9 protein-coding genes and 1 riboswitch are annotated in these 15,631 nt (G+C 61.7%); of the genes, 5 read left to right on the top strand and 4 right to left on the bottom strand.

Annotated features, from left to right (window positions below):
- Positions 1 to 61 precede the first annotated feature (61 nt).
- Positions 62 to 718: a DUF1345 domain-containing protein gene (locus RHM57_RS10295; protein ID WP_322187940.1), complete on the top strand. Its 657-nt coding sequence runs from the start codon at positions 62 to 64 to the stop codon at positions 716 to 718.
- A 397-nt stretch (positions 719 to 1,115) separates the two neighbouring features.
- Here RHM57_RS10295 and RHM57_RS10290 read toward each other — a convergent pair whose 3' ends face one another.
- Entirely contained in the window at positions 1,116 to 2,975 is a 1,860-nt protein-coding gene (locus tag RHM57_RS10290; RefSeq protein ID WP_322187938.1) for a KUP/HAK/KT family potassium transporter, read from the bottom strand.
- 614 nt (positions 2,976 to 3,589) lie between these two features.
- Here RHM57_RS10290 and RHM57_RS10285 point away from each other — a divergent pair.
- Complete coding sequence (locus RHM57_RS10285) at positions 3,590 to 4,987, top strand: glutamate decarboxylase (protein ID WP_322189852.1); 1,398 nt, start codon at positions 3,590 to 3,592, stop codon at positions 4,985 to 4,987.
- A 730-nt stretch (positions 4,988 to 5,717) separates the two neighbouring features.
- Here the strand turns inward: RHM57_RS10285 and RHM57_RS10280 are convergent.
- Entirely contained in the window at positions 5,718 to 6,488 is a 771-nt protein-coding gene (locus tag RHM57_RS10280) for an ATP-binding protein (protein WP_322137582.1), read from the bottom strand.
- Positions 6,485 to 8,077, bottom strand: coding sequence for an IS21 family transposase (gene istA, locus RHM57_RS10275; protein ID WP_322138239.1), 1,593 nt, complete (start codon positions 8,075 to 8,077; stop codon positions 6,485 to 6,487). The genes RHM57_RS10280 and istA overlap by 4 nt, the downstream gene beginning before the upstream one ends.
- 222 nt (positions 8,078 to 8,299) lie before the next feature.
- On the opposite strand from istA, the gene RHM57_RS10270 reads away from it, so the two are divergent.
- The gene (locus RHM57_RS10270) at positions 8,300 to 9,772 is read left to right on the top strand and encodes an LCP family protein (protein WP_322187936.1); all 1,473 of its coding nucleotides are present in this window, start codon (positions 8,300 to 8,302) and stop codon (positions 9,770 to 9,772) included.
- A 441-nt stretch (positions 9,773 to 10,213) separates the two neighbouring features.
- Here the strand turns inward: RHM57_RS10270 and RHM57_RS10265 are convergent, their stop codons facing one another.
- Complete coding sequence (locus tag RHM57_RS10265) at positions 10,214 to 10,804, bottom strand: hypothetical protein (protein WP_322187934.1); 591 nt, start codon at positions 10,802 to 10,804, stop codon at positions 10,214 to 10,216.
- A gap of 366 nt (positions 10,805 to 11,170) precedes the next feature.
- Positions 11,171 to 11,340: riboswitch (M-box (ykoK) riboswitch) on the top strand.
- 354 nt (positions 11,341 to 11,694) lie between these two features.
- Here RHM57_RS10265 and RHM57_RS10260 point away from each other — a divergent pair.
- Together RHM57_RS10260 and RHM57_RS10255 are read left to right on the top strand one after the other, a co-directional pair.
- A complete protein-coding gene (locus RHM57_RS10260) occupies positions 11,695 to 13,278 on the top strand; it encodes an Nramp family divalent metal transporter (protein ID WP_322135568.1) in 1,584 nt (527 codons plus the stop codon).
- A 76-nt stretch (positions 13,279 to 13,354) separates the two neighbouring features.
- Positions 13,355 to 14,638, top strand: coding sequence for a magnesium transporter MgtE N-terminal domain-containing protein (locus RHM57_RS10255; RefSeq protein ID WP_322187931.1), 1,284 nt, complete (start codon positions 13,355 to 13,357; stop codon positions 14,636 to 14,638).
- Positions 14,639 to 15,631: the final 993 nt, after the last annotated feature.

Raw genomic sequence — 15,631 nt, 5'->3', positions numbered from 1 at the left:
GGACATCCACAACATACCGGCGGTTGGTTCTAAATCGTGCGCTTTGTGCGAGGATCTGGGGATGGAGCAGGTGCAGGACTTTCGATCAACAATTTTTCATGCTGGCACGAGGGCGAGCGTGGCTTTCATCGTTGGCGTGCTCGTTGGCGTCGCCTCTGGTCTGATTGTGAAATGGGCATTCGCGCCGGCTATCGGTTGGGTTGGGGCGGCGGTCGTCTTCCTGTCGTGGACGTGGATAGCGGTAGGTCGACTGGATCATTCTGAGACCGCACGATATGCCACTCGAGAAGATCCATCCCGGTTCGCCGCCGAGGTACTCATTCTGTGCGCAAGTATCGCCAGTTTCTGGGCCATTGCGCTTATCCTCATTGAGGCTGGCACCGTGGAAGGACTGGCCAAAGCCGGACTCGTCGCCTTGGCGTTGTCAACGATCGCGGCTTCTTGGCTGATGGTCACCACCGTGTTCACCTTGCGATACGCGCACCTGTACTACAGCAACGAAACCGGGGGCATTGACTTCAATCAACGCGAGCCGCCCCGGTACTCCGACTTCGCTTACCTGGCCGTGACGATCGGGGCCACGTTCCAAGTTTCGGACACCAATCTGCAAAATCACGATATCCGCATCACCGCGCTGCGCCATTCGTTGCTTTCTTACGTCTTGGGAGTCGTTGTCCTAGCGACAACGATCAACCTCGTTTCCGGACTCGCCCACTAACCATCTGCTTCAGCGCACCACGTACTCGCTCGAGACAAAACGTCTGGAGAAGGAACGAAGCATCCCCAGTGTTGCCAGAAAGGCGCTCGGGTCCCGGTTTCGTGTTCTGCTCCATACCGGTCAGGGCCCCCGTCCCGGGGCTTGATTCGCGCGCGAGCTCCGTCTCGAAAACTCAGAACTAGACAGCCGTTGCCTGGCGGCCTTCCGAGCCCAGATGCGTGCGAGCCTCCCTCAACCCTTTTCGTTCTTCTTCGGCCAAAGGGTCACCGTTGACGGTCTTCCTTGGCGATCGCTCTTTGCCTGTCCTCTGACCCAACGATGTGGCCGTGAACTTCAGCAAGTGTTAGCGGCCTGGGGTTGTGGGATCGTCAACCGTTTCTTTGAGTTGGTCCGAGGTTTAGAGGAGTGCTTCGCGGGCGAGGACGATGGTTCTGTCTCGGGGAAGCTCGATGACGTCGACGGGGTCGGGTGCGAGCCTGTCGAGGGCTAGGAAGAGGACTTGGGCCCAGCGAAACATTTTGCTCCGCCGGTTGTAGCGGGGTACTGGGGTGGAGATGAAGAATGTTGCGCGTGAGGAAGCGAAATTTACTAGCGCTGTCTTGTCGACGGTGTGAGCTTCGGTCAGGAGTTCTGTCATCCGGGGTTGCTCAAGGAATCCGACTTTCGCGACGACGCGAACGATTCCGGAGGGGAACGTTTCGACGTTGATTCGTTGTTTCATCCCGACGGTGGAGGGGACGTCGATCGTTGACCAGCTCAAGAGGATGGAGCGTTTCTGGAGGGCATGATTTTGAGTGACCATTGTGCGCAGGGCAACGGGCACAATATTTGGATTCCGGGTAATGAACACTGCGTCTCCGGGAACCCGGAACAGGTCCCCTTTGGCGCGTGTGAGGAATGACTCCAGGTCGCTGAGGGGGAGCTCGCCGATGCGTCGTGCGGCGCGGATGCGTTGCTGTCCTATCCACCATGAGCCCATCACTGTGAATATGATTGCGCCGATTGCGAGTGGGAGCCACCCTCCCGAGGTCGCTTTGGGTAGGTTCGCAACGAGGAACGCGACAGTCACCAGGAGGATTGCGCCTGCGGCGAGAATTCTTGGCGTGAGGCGTCTGGAGTGTGCCCAACTCCAGGCCAGGTAGACGATAGTGGTGATGGAGATGGTAGTGGTGACAGCGATGCCGTATGCGGAGGCTAACGCGGCGGATCCTCGGAAGCCAATTGTCACGGCGAGCACAGCAAGTGCAAGTAGGACGTTGATGGCTGGAACGTAGATCTGGCCCTCGTTCTTTTCCGATGTGTGAACTACTCGAAGTGGAGGGAAGAGCCCCAGACGCCACGCTTGATGGATGACGGAGTATGTCCCTGAGATCACAGACTGGGAAGCGATGATCGTGGCGGCCGTGGCGAGGATGACCATGGGGAGTTGACCCCACGCGGGAACGAGGCCGAAGAAAGATGAGGTCGCCTCCTGCGGGTGGCGCAGAGCCAAGGACGCCTGCCCAAGATAGTTGAGGACTAGGGCGGGAAAGACGACCCACATCCATGCGCGCGTGATCGCTTGTCGGCCGAAATGGCCTAGGTCGGCGTAGAGGGCTTCGGCTCCCGTAACGGCCAGAACGATCGCTCCGAGGGCGAAGAATGCTGTCCCGGGCTGGTCGATGAAGAAAAGTACAACCCAGTGCGGTGAGAGCGCTTGAAGGACCGCGGGGTCCTCCAGGATCGATGCGCCACCCGTCACTGCGAGGACAAGAAACCAGAGCAACATTATCGGGCCGAAGAGCCGTCCGATTGTTCGGGTGCCAAATCTTTGTATCGCAAAAACACCCAGCAAGATCACGACTGCGATCGGCACCACAAGGGCGGACAGGGTCGGCTGGATCACTTCTAGACCTTCTACTGCGGACAGGACCGAGATCGCGGGGGTGATCACGCTATCGCCTAGAAACATTGCGGCACCCAGCATGGCAACAATAGTGAAGGTCGTGAGGGTTCGAGCTTTCAGACCGCTCCGGCGGAGAAGCCCGAATAGTGCGAGAAGCCCACCTTCGCCTCGGTTGTCAGCCCGGATCAGGAAACGCACGTAGAGGATCGTGACAACCAAAGTGAGCGCATAGAGGATGGTCGCCGTCGACCCATACACATATTCGGCCGACGGTCCGCTGACATCGAAACTGCCGGCGTCAAACGTCGTCGTCGCCGCGTAAAGCGGGCTGGTGCCAATATCGCCGAAGACGACACCCATCGCCGCAATCATGGGACCCACAACCAAAGCCGGACCGCGTGCGCTCAATTTTTCCAACTTCACGAATCTTTCTACATCCAAGACAGGCTCACGGCAGCTGGGACCGCTGTCGATCCGGTTAACGGTTAGCGTGCGAAGCGGTCTTGAAGGCGCCGCGTCAACTAACTCCTGAATCCTAGGGTGCGTGGAGAGCGTTATGTGCCGCAACGGGTATCGTGCGACGTGTCGGCAACCATCGGTGAGCACCAAGTCGACCTGGCCGGCGCCCACTCCAAAGTTCCCACGGACCGCCCCTCTCTGTGAACCTCCGGAAATAGATGGAAGGCCCGGCGGCTGGGGTGCGTGAAGCCCTGGTCGTCATCGAAGGCGGTAACACCACGAGCAGGGCGGCGATGCGGGTCGAGACGCGGTGTCGGGTTAGAGCACGGTAGGTGGTCATCGCGCATTCGTCTGCGGTGTTTCGTCCCGCGAGCTCGACGAAAGATCTTTGAGCAACACGTACATTTTTCGACATGATCTCCAACACCATCCCGTCGTTGCGGCAGAGCAGATCGACTGCATACGCCACCCCGACCGGGCTGCGGGCAACGGCGGTTCGTGGTCGATTCCCGGCCCGATACGGCAGCATGGACCCCATGCAGGCCAACTCAGAGTTCAAGCCGGAGTTCTTAGAGATCAACCCGCTCTTCGCCCGCCCGGGGGAGGACAGCGTTGTCCCACGCTATGTCCTCGGCGCGGACCCGATGGAGCCGGACACCGCGTACCAGATCATCCACGACGAGATCATGCTCGATGGCAATGCCCGGCTGAACCTCGCGACCTTCGTGGGCACCTGGATGGATGATCACGCCGGCCGGCTCTACACGGAGGCCTTTGACAAGAACGTCGTCGACAAGGACGAATACCCCCAGACCGCGGCGATCGAGGAGTATTGCTGGCGGATGATCGCGGGCCTCTGGCATGCGCCGGAGCCGATGGACACGATCGGCACGTCGACGATCGGATCCTCGGAGGCGTGCATGCTCGGCGGACTGGCCCTGAAACGACGCTGGCAGCAGGCCAGGCGGGCGGCCGGGAAGCCGACCGGGCAGCCGAACCTCGTGATGAGTTCCGCGGTGCAGGTGTGCTGGGAGAAGTTCTGCAACTACTGGGACGTCGAGGCGCGCTTCGTGCCCATCAGCGAGGAGCATCCGAGCCTCGACGGGCACAACCTCGAAAGCTATGTCGATGAGAACACGATCGGCGTCGTCGCGATCATGGGCGTGACTTACACCGGGGTCTACGAGCCGGTCGCGGCGATCGCCGCAGCCCTCGACGAGGTCCAGGAACGCACCGGACTGGACATTCCGATCCATGTCGACGCGGCATCCGGGGGCATGATCGCGCCCTTCCTGCAGCCGGAACTGGCCTGGGACTTCCGGTTGGAACGGGTGCATTCGATCAACACGTCCGCGCACAAGTACGGTCTCGTATACCCCGGCCTGGGCTGGATCGTCTGGCGTTCGAAGGACCTGCTGCCGGAGGACCTGGTCTTCCATGTCAGCTACCTCGGCGGGAGCATGCCCACGTTCGCCCTCAATTTCTCCCGTCCCGGCGCGCAGGTGCTCCTGCAGTATTACCTCTTCCTCCGGCTCGGGTTCGAGGGATACCGTGCCGTGCAGCAGGTGTCCCAGGACGTGGCACGATTCCTTGCGCGCGGCATCGAGAAGATCGGCGCCTTCACCCTGTGGAATGACGGTTCCGATATCCCGGTGTTCGCGTGGCGGCTCACCCCCGGCCACACCCGGAATTGGAACCTGTTCCACCTCTCGGACCGGCTGCGTTCCCATGGTTGGCTCGTTCCCGCCTACCGGATGCCCGACGACCTGTCCGAGATGACGGTGCAACGCATCGTTGTGCGCAACGGGCTTAGCATGGACCTGGCCGCACGCCTGCTCACGGTCATCGAGCAGGAGACGGCCTACCTCGACAGGCTCGAGGGGCCGATGCCGGTCGAAGGGCAGCAACCCGGCTTCACGCACTGACACCCGCGGCGGTCATCCGCACAGCAGATTCCCCGTAGGTTCGGTTGGGCGCCGCGATGCCAAATGCAGCCATGAAGGAGACCCGGTCACGGCAGGCGTGGTGGCGGCGTCGACCATAAGGGGGGATCGCGGAGGGGAAGCACTGAACGAGAACTGAACGAGAACTGAACCGCACTCCTAGAGCGAGGGATTCTCTGGCAGGCGCCGGTAGACAGTGTGGTGAGAAGCCTCGCTCAGCCAAACACCCGGCAGCCTGCGGCCGGCGGTGTCGATTGGGTTGACGAGGACCGTTGGAACGTGGCCGTGCTGGTCACGTTTGACCACGACAACAAAAGTTTGGCCCAAAACATCGTCCGTCCGGAGAGTCACGGCCGTCCACATTGTTGACATCGGGTTTCCCTCAGCGTAATAGGTCTTGTCGAGTGTAGAAGTTCGGTGTGCCTCCTCACAGCAGTTCGCGAGGTCGGGCGTGGACAGAGGTTAGTCAATGCATGCGTTGCCCGCGAAGTGTTGGGGCGCTCCGGACGGTCAGCGGGACGGTCAGTGGACATGACGGTGCTTCCGATAGGACAGCAGGCAGTCGAGGAGGCAACAATGAAGCACGTCCCCATATAAGGCCCTCGACCCGGGTGGCGCGTCGCCTCATCGGGTAGCGCTGTTCTGATAACCCGGTAGCGCTCTTCTGCCTAAGTGGTAGCGGCCCGGACTGTCTGCCCGGGCCGCTGCGGTTTCACTCCCAGTAGGTGTCGTGGCTGCGGGTTTGTTCGTTGCGGTGCCTGCGCATGTCAATCTGGCCCAGGTTGATGATCCGGGCGTGGTTCGCGAGGCGGTTCACGATCGAGTCCGCCGCGACCCGGTCGGGGAGTTCGGCGACCCAGTGCGCGGGTCCGGTTTGTGAGGCGATCATCGTCGGCAACCGGTGTTCTCGGTTCGCGAGCACCGCGAACAAGTCGCTGGCGGCGTCGCTGTCGATGCCGACGGTGAGGAAGTCATCGATGATGAGTAGGTCGATGTTGGACAGCTCGTTCAGCAGCTTCTGGTGCGCGATGCCATTGCCGCGGGCGATGACGAGCCGTCGGGCGAGGTCGTCCATCCGGAAGTAGGCGACCGTGTGCTCGCTCTGGCTGGCGCTGATCCCGAGCGCGCAGGCGAGGTAGGTTTTCCCGCCTCCGCTGGGCGAGATGATGAGCAGGTTCGTCGAATCCGCCCGCCACTGATGGGTGGCATAGCGGCGCATCCGAACGGGGGTGATGCCGCGCCCGTCGCGGTAGTCGACTTCCGCAATCGTGGCTCCGGGAATCGGAAGCTGTGCCTGGCGGATCAGGCGCTCGACCTTGTTCACCCGCCGGGATTCCAACGCGTCGTCGACGGCGGTGAGGAACAGCTGCTCCGGGGTGAGGGTGTCGTTGGCCTCGTCCTGGATGAGTTCCTCCAGCCGGGTCGCAACATGGGTGACCCGCAGGGCGCGGAACTTGTCGTAGTCGATGCTCGTGAAGGTCATCGCCCGGTCCCTTCGCCGATCTCGTAGTGGGAGGCGTCGCGAACATAGACGTCGGGTCCGGTGTCCCGGAAGACGACGGTGCTGCCGCGCTTGCGGGTCGAGGCCGCCGGGATCAACGGCTTGGGTTTCTTCGCGTCGCTGTCGATCGTGGCCATGAGGTGTTTCAGCGTCGTGTAGGTGGGGTGCCCGTGACGGTTCAGCAGCTCCTGGCAGGCGGCGTCCAGCCGTTGCCGGTTGTTCTTGCCGAGCCCGTCGAGAATGTTCTGGCAGGCCAGATACCCTTGCGCCTCGATTGCCTGGCTGTCGAGGATCTGCTCGATCACCGTGACCGTCGCCGGGCCGAAACTGCGGGCCCGATCGGTGAACCACCGCCTGGACCACAGCCCGTCGATATTGCGGTGCTGCGGCGGAACATGCTCCGGCAGGGTCGAGTACTGGCCTTTCCGGCCCGTCAACCGCGGGTGTTGGCAGAGGATGTCGTTCCCGTCGAACACTGTCACCGTCGAGGCGGTCAGCCTCACCCGCAACAGCTTGCCGGCCAACGCGAACGGCACCGAATACCGTTGGGTGTCGGCGGTGACGTGGTAGTTGCGGCCTGCCTTGAGCTCCTTCCACTGGACGTCCTCGAATGCCGCGTCCGGCAACGATCCCAGCAGCTTCCTCTCTTCGGCGTCGAACCTCTCCCACCGGGTCGAGCCGTCAGCGCGGCGGATATCGTGGTTGATCTCCCGCACCCGCTCAACGATCGCGTCGTTCAACTCGGCCAGAGTCGTGAAGACATCGTCCTCGAGATACCCGATGACGCGTTTGTTGACGACGTTCACCGCGTTCTCGGCCGACGCCTTGTCCCGGGGCTTCTTCACTCGGGCGGGGACGATCGCGCACTGGTAGTGGTCGGCGAGCTGTTGATAGCGGGCGTTCACGACCCGCTCCGCATCGCCGGGGTGGGACCGGTTTGTCGCCGTCGTCGGGTTGTCCGGCACGATGATCTGCGGCACCCCGCCGAAGAATGCGAATGCCTGAACGTGGGCGTCGAGCCAGGCCGGCGACTTCATATCGATGAACGCGCAGCAGAACATCAGCCCGGAGAACGGCAGCACCGCGACGAACAGCACCGCCTTCGTAGTCTCACCGGTGACCGCGTCGACCAGCTCGATGGTGTCGCCGGCCCAGTCCACCAGCATCGCCCGGCCCGGCTCGTGGTTCAGCACCGCGACCAAGTCGTGGCTGCGGACGTAGTCGGTGAACAGGGCGCAGAACTGCGAATAGCCATACTTCTTCCCGAGGTCCTTCGTGTCGACGTAGCGGCGCCAGGCCAACAACAGGGTGAAATGCCGGTTCGCTTTCATCGACGCCAGCACCCGAGACAGGTCGGGCTGGTCATATTCCTCGGACACTTTCCGGCGCCCGTCCGGGAACCACCCGGCCAGATCGGCGTCGCTGACTGAATCCGCCGCGGTGACGCCCCGCGCCTGGATTTCCTGGCTCACCCGGGCCACGGCGCGGTGCGAGCACCCCGCGATCTCCACCACGTCCCGATAACTGCGCCCCTCCAGCAACAACACCAGGATCTTTCGATAATCCGCCATGAACCAGCACTCCAAACGTGAAACGACAACACCCCATGTGTTGTCGTTTCACAGCAGAGCAGCACACCCGCGTCGAGCGCTACCTTGTCCCCGGAATCGCGCTACCGGATCGTCAGAACAGCGCTACCCGATAGGGCGACTCGCCAACCCGGGAAAGGCCCGAAGGACACTCCCGCACCGCGCCAGAACGCAGCCTGGTCCCAGCTACACTCTCGATTCCCCATGCTCCGGCTGCTGACAGAGCCACGAACCGCTCGGTGGGTTCCCAGCAGTTGCCTACTCGCGTTGTATAAGGTGCGGAGCAAGCGTGTTGTTTTTGACGGGGTAGCCGCTTTCGGACCGCAGGAGAAAGCCGGGGTCAACGTGACGGAAAAGCCGCCGCAACCGCTTCGGACGCGAGCGCATTCCTTGGGTGCCCCTATTCGGCACGGACGGTTGCAGCGGCGTGGCCCATGGCAAACCGTGAGGGTCGCGCTCGTGTTCTCCGTGAGCGTTCTCCTGGTCAGTGGGGGGACTATTGCAGCTGTTGCCACGTGGGATGTTGCCAGCAGCGTGAAACCGGGCGTGCATCTCGCCCACCTTGCGGACACACCCGGGAGCACTGCTGCGCCTGCGGCAGACGTCGCAGCCATTTCCGGCGGGGTCGATCTACTCCTGACGGGAACGGATACCCGGTCCGGGCAGGGTGGGGCTTTTGCGACGGGCGCAGGTTTGGCGGGAAGTTCCGGTGCGGGCAATAACGATGTCACCCTGTTATTACACATTTCGAAAAACCATCAGAACGTGAGTGTGATCAGTTTCCCTAGGGATCTCATGATCCCTGTTCCCGCGTGTCCGCAATCTGATGGGTCGACGGCGTCGGCGTCCAGTCGGGTGATGTTGAACGCGACGCTCGCCCGCGGAGGGCTTTCCTGCGTGGTGCTCACGATCGAAAAACTTACCGGCGTTCAGATTCCCTTCGCCGCCCAGATCAGTTTCGACGGGGTCTCAGCGATGTCCAACGCCATCGGCGGCGTCACCGTGTGTGTGGCCTCCCCGATCGATGACCTCTACACGAATCCGCCCTTGCATTTGGCGGCCGGACAGCAGAGCATCGTCGGTGACATGGCCTTGTCGTTCCTGCGGAGCAGACACGGTGTCGGTGACGGCAGCGACCTGGGCCGCATCAGCAACCAGCAAGTGTTCATGGCTGCGTTGGCCCGGAAAGTCGAAACGGGCGGCGTCCTCGGTAACCCTGTCATGCTGTACTCCCTGGCCAAGGCGGCGACAGACAACATGGTCCTCTCTGACACCTTGACCAATCCCACGACTCAGGTCCAAATTGCGCTCGCGCTCAAAGATACCGGCTTGGCGAACATGGTCTTCCTTCAGTACCCCGCTGTGGCCGACCCTCAGGATGTGAACCGTGTCATCCCGCAGAAGGAGGGTGCTGCTGTCGTGAACGCAGCTCTCGTCGCTGACCAGCCCATTCAGCTCAGCGGTGCCCCCGGTCGGGCAGCCGTTCTGGACAAATCTGCGCCCGCGGCCCCGAATCCCACGCCCACTTCCCTCTCAACTCCTGTGCCGGGCAAGACTGTACCGGCCACCACACCCACCCCTGTGCAGGCGGCCACGCCCGGCCCCGGGGGCGCCGTCCTCCCGGCGACCGTGACGGGACAAACAGCAGCTCAACAAACCTGCAGCAAAGGAAACTAGGGCGCTCGACCCATCCCGGAAATCCACGCTGGGTCACAACGAAAATAGCGCTTTGAGACACGCGGATACGGTACCTGTCTAACGCGAAAGCCTATTTTCTGGCTGGAGCAGGGGAGAGGGATTGCTTCTTGGGCAGAAAGTCCCCGGACCACGGATACCGCCCGCATCCCTGTTGGCCTTGTCCCGGCGTCGATATCCGCAACTCGACGCTTTCATCCTCGGGTCCTCGGGTCCTCGGGTTCTAGGGCCCTCGAATGCAACCCAGAGCAGCGACTTCTGTGCATTCATCACCACTCGTGGGAAAGCACCACTTGGATATCGGCGAAGACGCCGGTCGACAGCGCCTCAGCTGCCAGTTTGCTCGGTGTTGGCATCGCTGGCACGCTTGGCAGCGTCGTGCTGGAGTGGCGGCTACCAGCGTGGAGAACTGGAGATCGCCGGTTAGAGGGAGCTTCCCAAGGGGTTGAGGGGGTGCAGGTTGCGGTCGAAGTCGTATCGGAGGAGTTGCCCGGTCGGGAGTTCAGCGTCACGGGTCTGCCGAGCATTGCTGTCGTTGAGAACGATCCGTAGTTGAGCAATAACGTGCGGATCTGCCATGAGAAGTATGGTTTGCCGGTCGGACAGCAGCGGCATGAGCAGATCTGTGACGAACGACCGCCTCGAAGTGGATACGACGTTCTTGGTGTCCATGTTTGCTGATAGTTCGAGCCTGCTCGGCGGGCTGAACGAGGTCGAAGTCGCGTCACCGGTGTCGCCAGCTTCGGGGGACGACTCGGTCCGCGACAACCAGCCGGGCCGGAGTGAGGGGTCTTGGCGCCGTGCGCTTTGGTGACGATCCCAGGCCTCTTCAACGTCCAGTCGACGGTCGGAGCGGACAACGCGCGGTAGGTGACGCAGTTCCGTCAGTACCCCTTGAGTGAGCGGCATCCAGCCCGGTTCGCAGGGCGTGAGGACCATGTCTGGTGCGATCCGGAAGAGATTTAGTCGGTGAGCGGCCAGACGCGCCTGGGCGGTGAACGTCGGGTCCGTCATCGTCCCGAGAGGAAGGTCAGGCCCGGGATCAGACCGGGAACCGGCTGCGACCTGGTTCGCGTTCAGTGGCAGCAGGATGAGTGATCCGAATGAGTGCATCCCTGTCCTCTGCTTCCTCAAGTCTTGGTCTCGACTTAGGTCCTCGCCCTTGGCGTTCTGGTCTTTCCGGGTCCGATGAAGGGTTGGACCGGGGGATCTAGTCGAGTTGAGCACTTTAGAACGCGGCGCGCTAGCAAGGTAAAGCTATCCATGTTGCCGCGCCGCCCAGACGGCGGCCGTTTAACGTCGCGGCAAGGTGAACGCTTGTGGAACATTGACAGCCGCGATTGCTTCTGTTGGGGTCTCCGCGTACAGTCATCTTTGCAGGGCGCCGTTCGTTAGCTGAGGCTCCTTTGTGGATATAAGCCAGCGACCCCCAACGTCCAGAGACGCCCCGGGTCAGGACAGGTTTTCCCGGAACAAGGGATTGCCCCGATTGGCTCCCGGTTTCCGGGTTAACGCCGCAAAGTGCCAAAGGTCTTACGAGGAGAGGTTACCTCGGCCGGTCTGGTCGGACTCTTCGTGTGCGCTGAGCAAAGCGGAGGGAGCACGTCAATGAGCGAGAGCCATAGACCCTACCTCCTGCCGACCACGCGCACCAGGTAGCAGTCTGCCTGCACACGCCTTTCTGGTGGCGTGCCCCGCGGTGATCGCATCCCGGCCAGGTCATATATTCTCGCCCGGCCCTGTGGTTTCCGCGGTGTTCCCGACATCGCCGGCCCTCGTGGGGCCGCGTTTGATCGGCTCCCGGATCCTGTCTTTTCATTTCCTGCAGAAAGTTCACCATGGATACAACGTCAAACCTCGTTCCTCCGACCGGGCCCGTGTCAGCGGTCCTGGATTCCGCGCACGTGGGCGATATTGAAGGGGCCATGGGCACGATTCGACTCGGCGATGATGCGCCGCGGCGGGGCGTGCGGGCAAAACTGCGTACCCTTTTGGCCATTCTGGGTCCTGGACTGATTGTGATGGTCGGCGACAACGACGCTGGCGCGTTTGGGACCTACACGCAAGCTGGCCAAAATTATGGGACCACATTGCTGTGGACGTTGCTGCTGCTGGTACCTGTCCTCTACGTGAACCAGGAAATGGTGTTGCGGTTGGGGGTGGTCACGGGGGTGGGCCATGCCCGGCTCATCTTGGAACGTTTTGGAAAGTTCTGGGGAGCCTTCAGCGTCATTGACCTGTTCATCCTGAACGCGCTCACCATCGTGACCGAATTCATCGGTATCAGTTTGGGCTTGCAGTATCTGGGCATCCCCCAAATTCCCGGCGTAATTGTTGCAGCCGTGCTCGTGCTCGGCGCCGTCAGCACCGGGTCTTTTAAACGGTTCGAACGCGTCAGCATGGTTCTTGTTGCCGGGTCCCTCTTGTTGGTCCCCATTTTCTTTCTGTCGGGTCCGAATCTGGGCGAGATGGCGACCAATTTTGTGCTCCCCGGGATGCCACCCGGGTCCCAACTTTCCACGGTGATGCTGCTCATCATCGGGATCGTCGGCACGACCGTCGCCCCGTGGCAGTTGTTCTTCCAACAGTCCTATGTCATTGACAAGCGCATCACGCCCCGGTTCATGAATTACGAAAAGGTCGACTTGTGGATCGGGATCTTGATGGTCATCGTCGGTGCGGCCGCGATCATCGGCTTCACGTCCGCCACCTTCACGGGCCGGCCCGAATTCGGCAACTTCACTGACGCACTCGGGGTCGCAGAAGGCCTCGGCAAGTTTGTCGGACGTGGCGTGGGAGTGATGTTCGCGATCGCGTTGATCGACGCGTCCATTATTGGTGCGGCCGCAGTAGGTTTGTCTACTTCATACGCGTTGGGCGACGTGTTGGGGTTGAAGCACTCCCTGCACCGCAAACCGTGGGAAGCGAAGGGCTTCTACGCCGTATTCGCTGCCCTCCTCGCCCTGGCAGCCACGATTGTTCTGATTCCCGGTGCGCCGCTGGGACTCTTGACCGTGGGAGTACAGACTCTCGCCGGGGTGCTGCTACCTTCAGCCACGGTCTTCCTCTTATTGCTCTGCAACGACAAAGACGTGCTGGGCCCCTGGGTCAACGGCAAATGGTTGAACCTGTTCACGTCTGTTGTCGTCGCCGTGCTGGTCATGCTTTCCATCATCCTCACAGCCAGCGTTCTCTTCCCAGACATCACGGGAGAGACAATCTTGTCCATCCTCGGCGGGGGCAGCGTCTTGGGAATTCTTGTCGGAGCGACCGCCCTGGTCCTTCGCCGGCGACGCCCGGCCGGTGATGCGGTGCTCCCGATGGAACACAGTCAACGTCTCCGTTGGCGGATGCCACCCCTCACCCTCCTCGCCCGCCCGGAGCTCTCCACCGGTCGGACCATCGGATTGGGCGTGCTGCGCGCCTACCTGATCCTCGCTATGGTCCTAGTCGTCGTCCGCGTCATCCAGCTCGCACTGGGCCACTAGCCGCGAGCACCATATTCTCAATACCACCCCGACAACGTGCCACCTCTACCTAGCCTTGTTCGTGAAAGAAGCCACTGTGTCTAACTCTCCCGTTCCAACAACAACTAAATCCGCTCTCCGTCTTTCCCAACTCCTGCGCCATGCCGTGGTCGACAGCCAAGGAAAACAACTTGCCAAACTCGCTGACGTCATTGTTCGCCTCAGGGGAGATGACTACCCCCTCGTGACCGCGCTCGTGGTCAAAGTGGGTTCCGAAACCATCTACGTCCCGATCGCCGACGTCAGAGCCTTGGAACCCAATCGAGTCGAGCTCACCACAGCCCGCTTGAACGTGCGGGCATTCCAGCGCCGCCCGGGCGAGGTCCTACTCAACGCTGACGTCCTGGGCCACCGCCTCATCGACGTGCACATGGCCTCCCTCGTCCGTGCTCACGACATTTATCTCAGCTCCGACACCGCCACGTGGGCTGTCACAGGATTGAACGTGCACCAAACCCACTGGTGGTCCACCCGGAAGACCATCTCCACCGACCCGGCACGGGACTGGAAATCCTTTGAAGCCCTCATCGGCCACGAACCCTCGGTCCTCGTTCGCGCCCCGTTTGGGAAATTACGCCGTCTCAAAGCAGCCCAAATTGCAGACCTCATCGAAACGGCAGACGCTAAAGAGCAAAGCGAACTCCTCACTCAAGTCCACAACGACCCGGAATTCGAAGCAGACGTCTTTGAAGAACTCGACGAAGACAGCCTCACCCATCTCCTCAAATCCCGAAGTACTGCTGACGTCGCTTCTGTCCTGACCCGGATGCGGGCAGATGACGCGGCCGACGCCATCACTGACCTTCCCCAGGCGCGACGCCGGGAAGTCCTCGCTCTGCTCCCTGAACCCCAACACACCAAAGTTCTGGCCCTGCTGGGCTACCACACCGCAACGGCAGGGGGCCTCATGGGTGTGGAATACCTCGCTCTGGCGGAGCACGCGACCATCCAGGACGCCCTTGATCTCATTCGCACCTCGACAACTCAACAACCGGAAGCCCTCACCACCATTTACAGCACCGCCGACGACGGAACACTCCGTGGTGCGATCAGTATCATCCGCGCCCTCCAAACAGACCCGCACCGTCCCCTTCGCGAAGTCGCTGACCCTGATCCCGTTCACGCCGCACCACAAGATGACATCATCGACGTCACCACCCGCATGGCTGACTTCAACCTCCTCACCCTCCCGGTCCTCGACGAAAGCGGCCACATCCTCGGCATCATCACCGTCGACGACGCCCTCGAAGCCGCCCTGCCCCAGGACTGGCAACGCCGCGAACCCCAAACTCACGCCTCCCTCACCCCGGGCGCCGTGTGAGATCGTGCCGTCTTTTCGAACAGTGGCTCCTCCCAGTGAAGGATCGTCTCATCCAGAGCAGCGTTACGATTTCACTGAGATAGCGGCGGAGGAAATGGGCTCGGATCTCCGCTGACACGATCTCAGTTCCGCGCTACGTAGAGGCGATTCGGCGACACCGGCTGCGAAGTGTTTCCTTCTCTTCCCTCCGTCTCTCTTCTCACCGAATTCGTAAGGTTGACCGAGAGCTCAGGAGAATCACATCACGGGCGCTATGTTCGCCAGTGAATATTGGCTTCGTTGGGCACCACCTGTGGTGCGGTTGAGCCCCACTGTTCAGATGCGTGATTCGTATCGTTCAGCCCCACTGCCGGCGTGGTTGAGCACCACCTGAAAAGCTCCTCCCACCATGTGAGCGCCACGTGGTGGAAGGAGTACCGGCAATGGTACGGAAGATCAAAGCGAAGCAGATCCTGCAGCAGCGAAATCAGGGTTTGTCGCGACGGGCGATCGAGTCTGCTCAGGGGATGTCCCGGCACAGTATTCGGGCTGTGCTCGCTGCAACAGAGCGGCTCGGGCTCGGCTGGGACGACGTCGCGGAGTTGTCGGAGGCCGCGGTGTATTCGATGTGTCAGCGCCAACGGCCTACTATTCAACGAGCGTCGACACGATGCTGTTCCCCGGCCGCGGCGTGCATGAGAGCGTCTTCGCGCAGCCGGGCTGGGCGCCGGTGGCCTCGAAAAAGCCCCGGCTTCCCTGCACCTGGGGGAGGCGAGGAATGTGCCGGGGCTCGTTTGTTGGAGTGGGGGACTCCGCCGTCAACGGTAGGCGGGTGGGCTGAATGCCGGCTGTGCGGGACACGCGTGTGCGGTGGGAACGGCAAGGTCGGAACTGGTGATCCCGAGTGTTTCAGAACTAACGGTGAGTACTGCAATTCAAGCAGGAGGTTGTGTGACGTAGTCATGAGAATTGCTGCAGGCGAGATTCCGTCGATCTGCGAAGGCGAGAAACGGG

Source organism: Cryobacterium sp. 10S3, from assembly GCF_034344045.1.
GTDB lineage: Bacteria > Actinomycetota > Actinomycetes > Actinomycetales > Microbacteriaceae > Cryobacterium > Cryobacterium glucosi.
The sequence above is the reverse complement of the archived record's forward strand: the minus strand, read 5'-3'. Positions and strand labels throughout refer to the sequence as shown.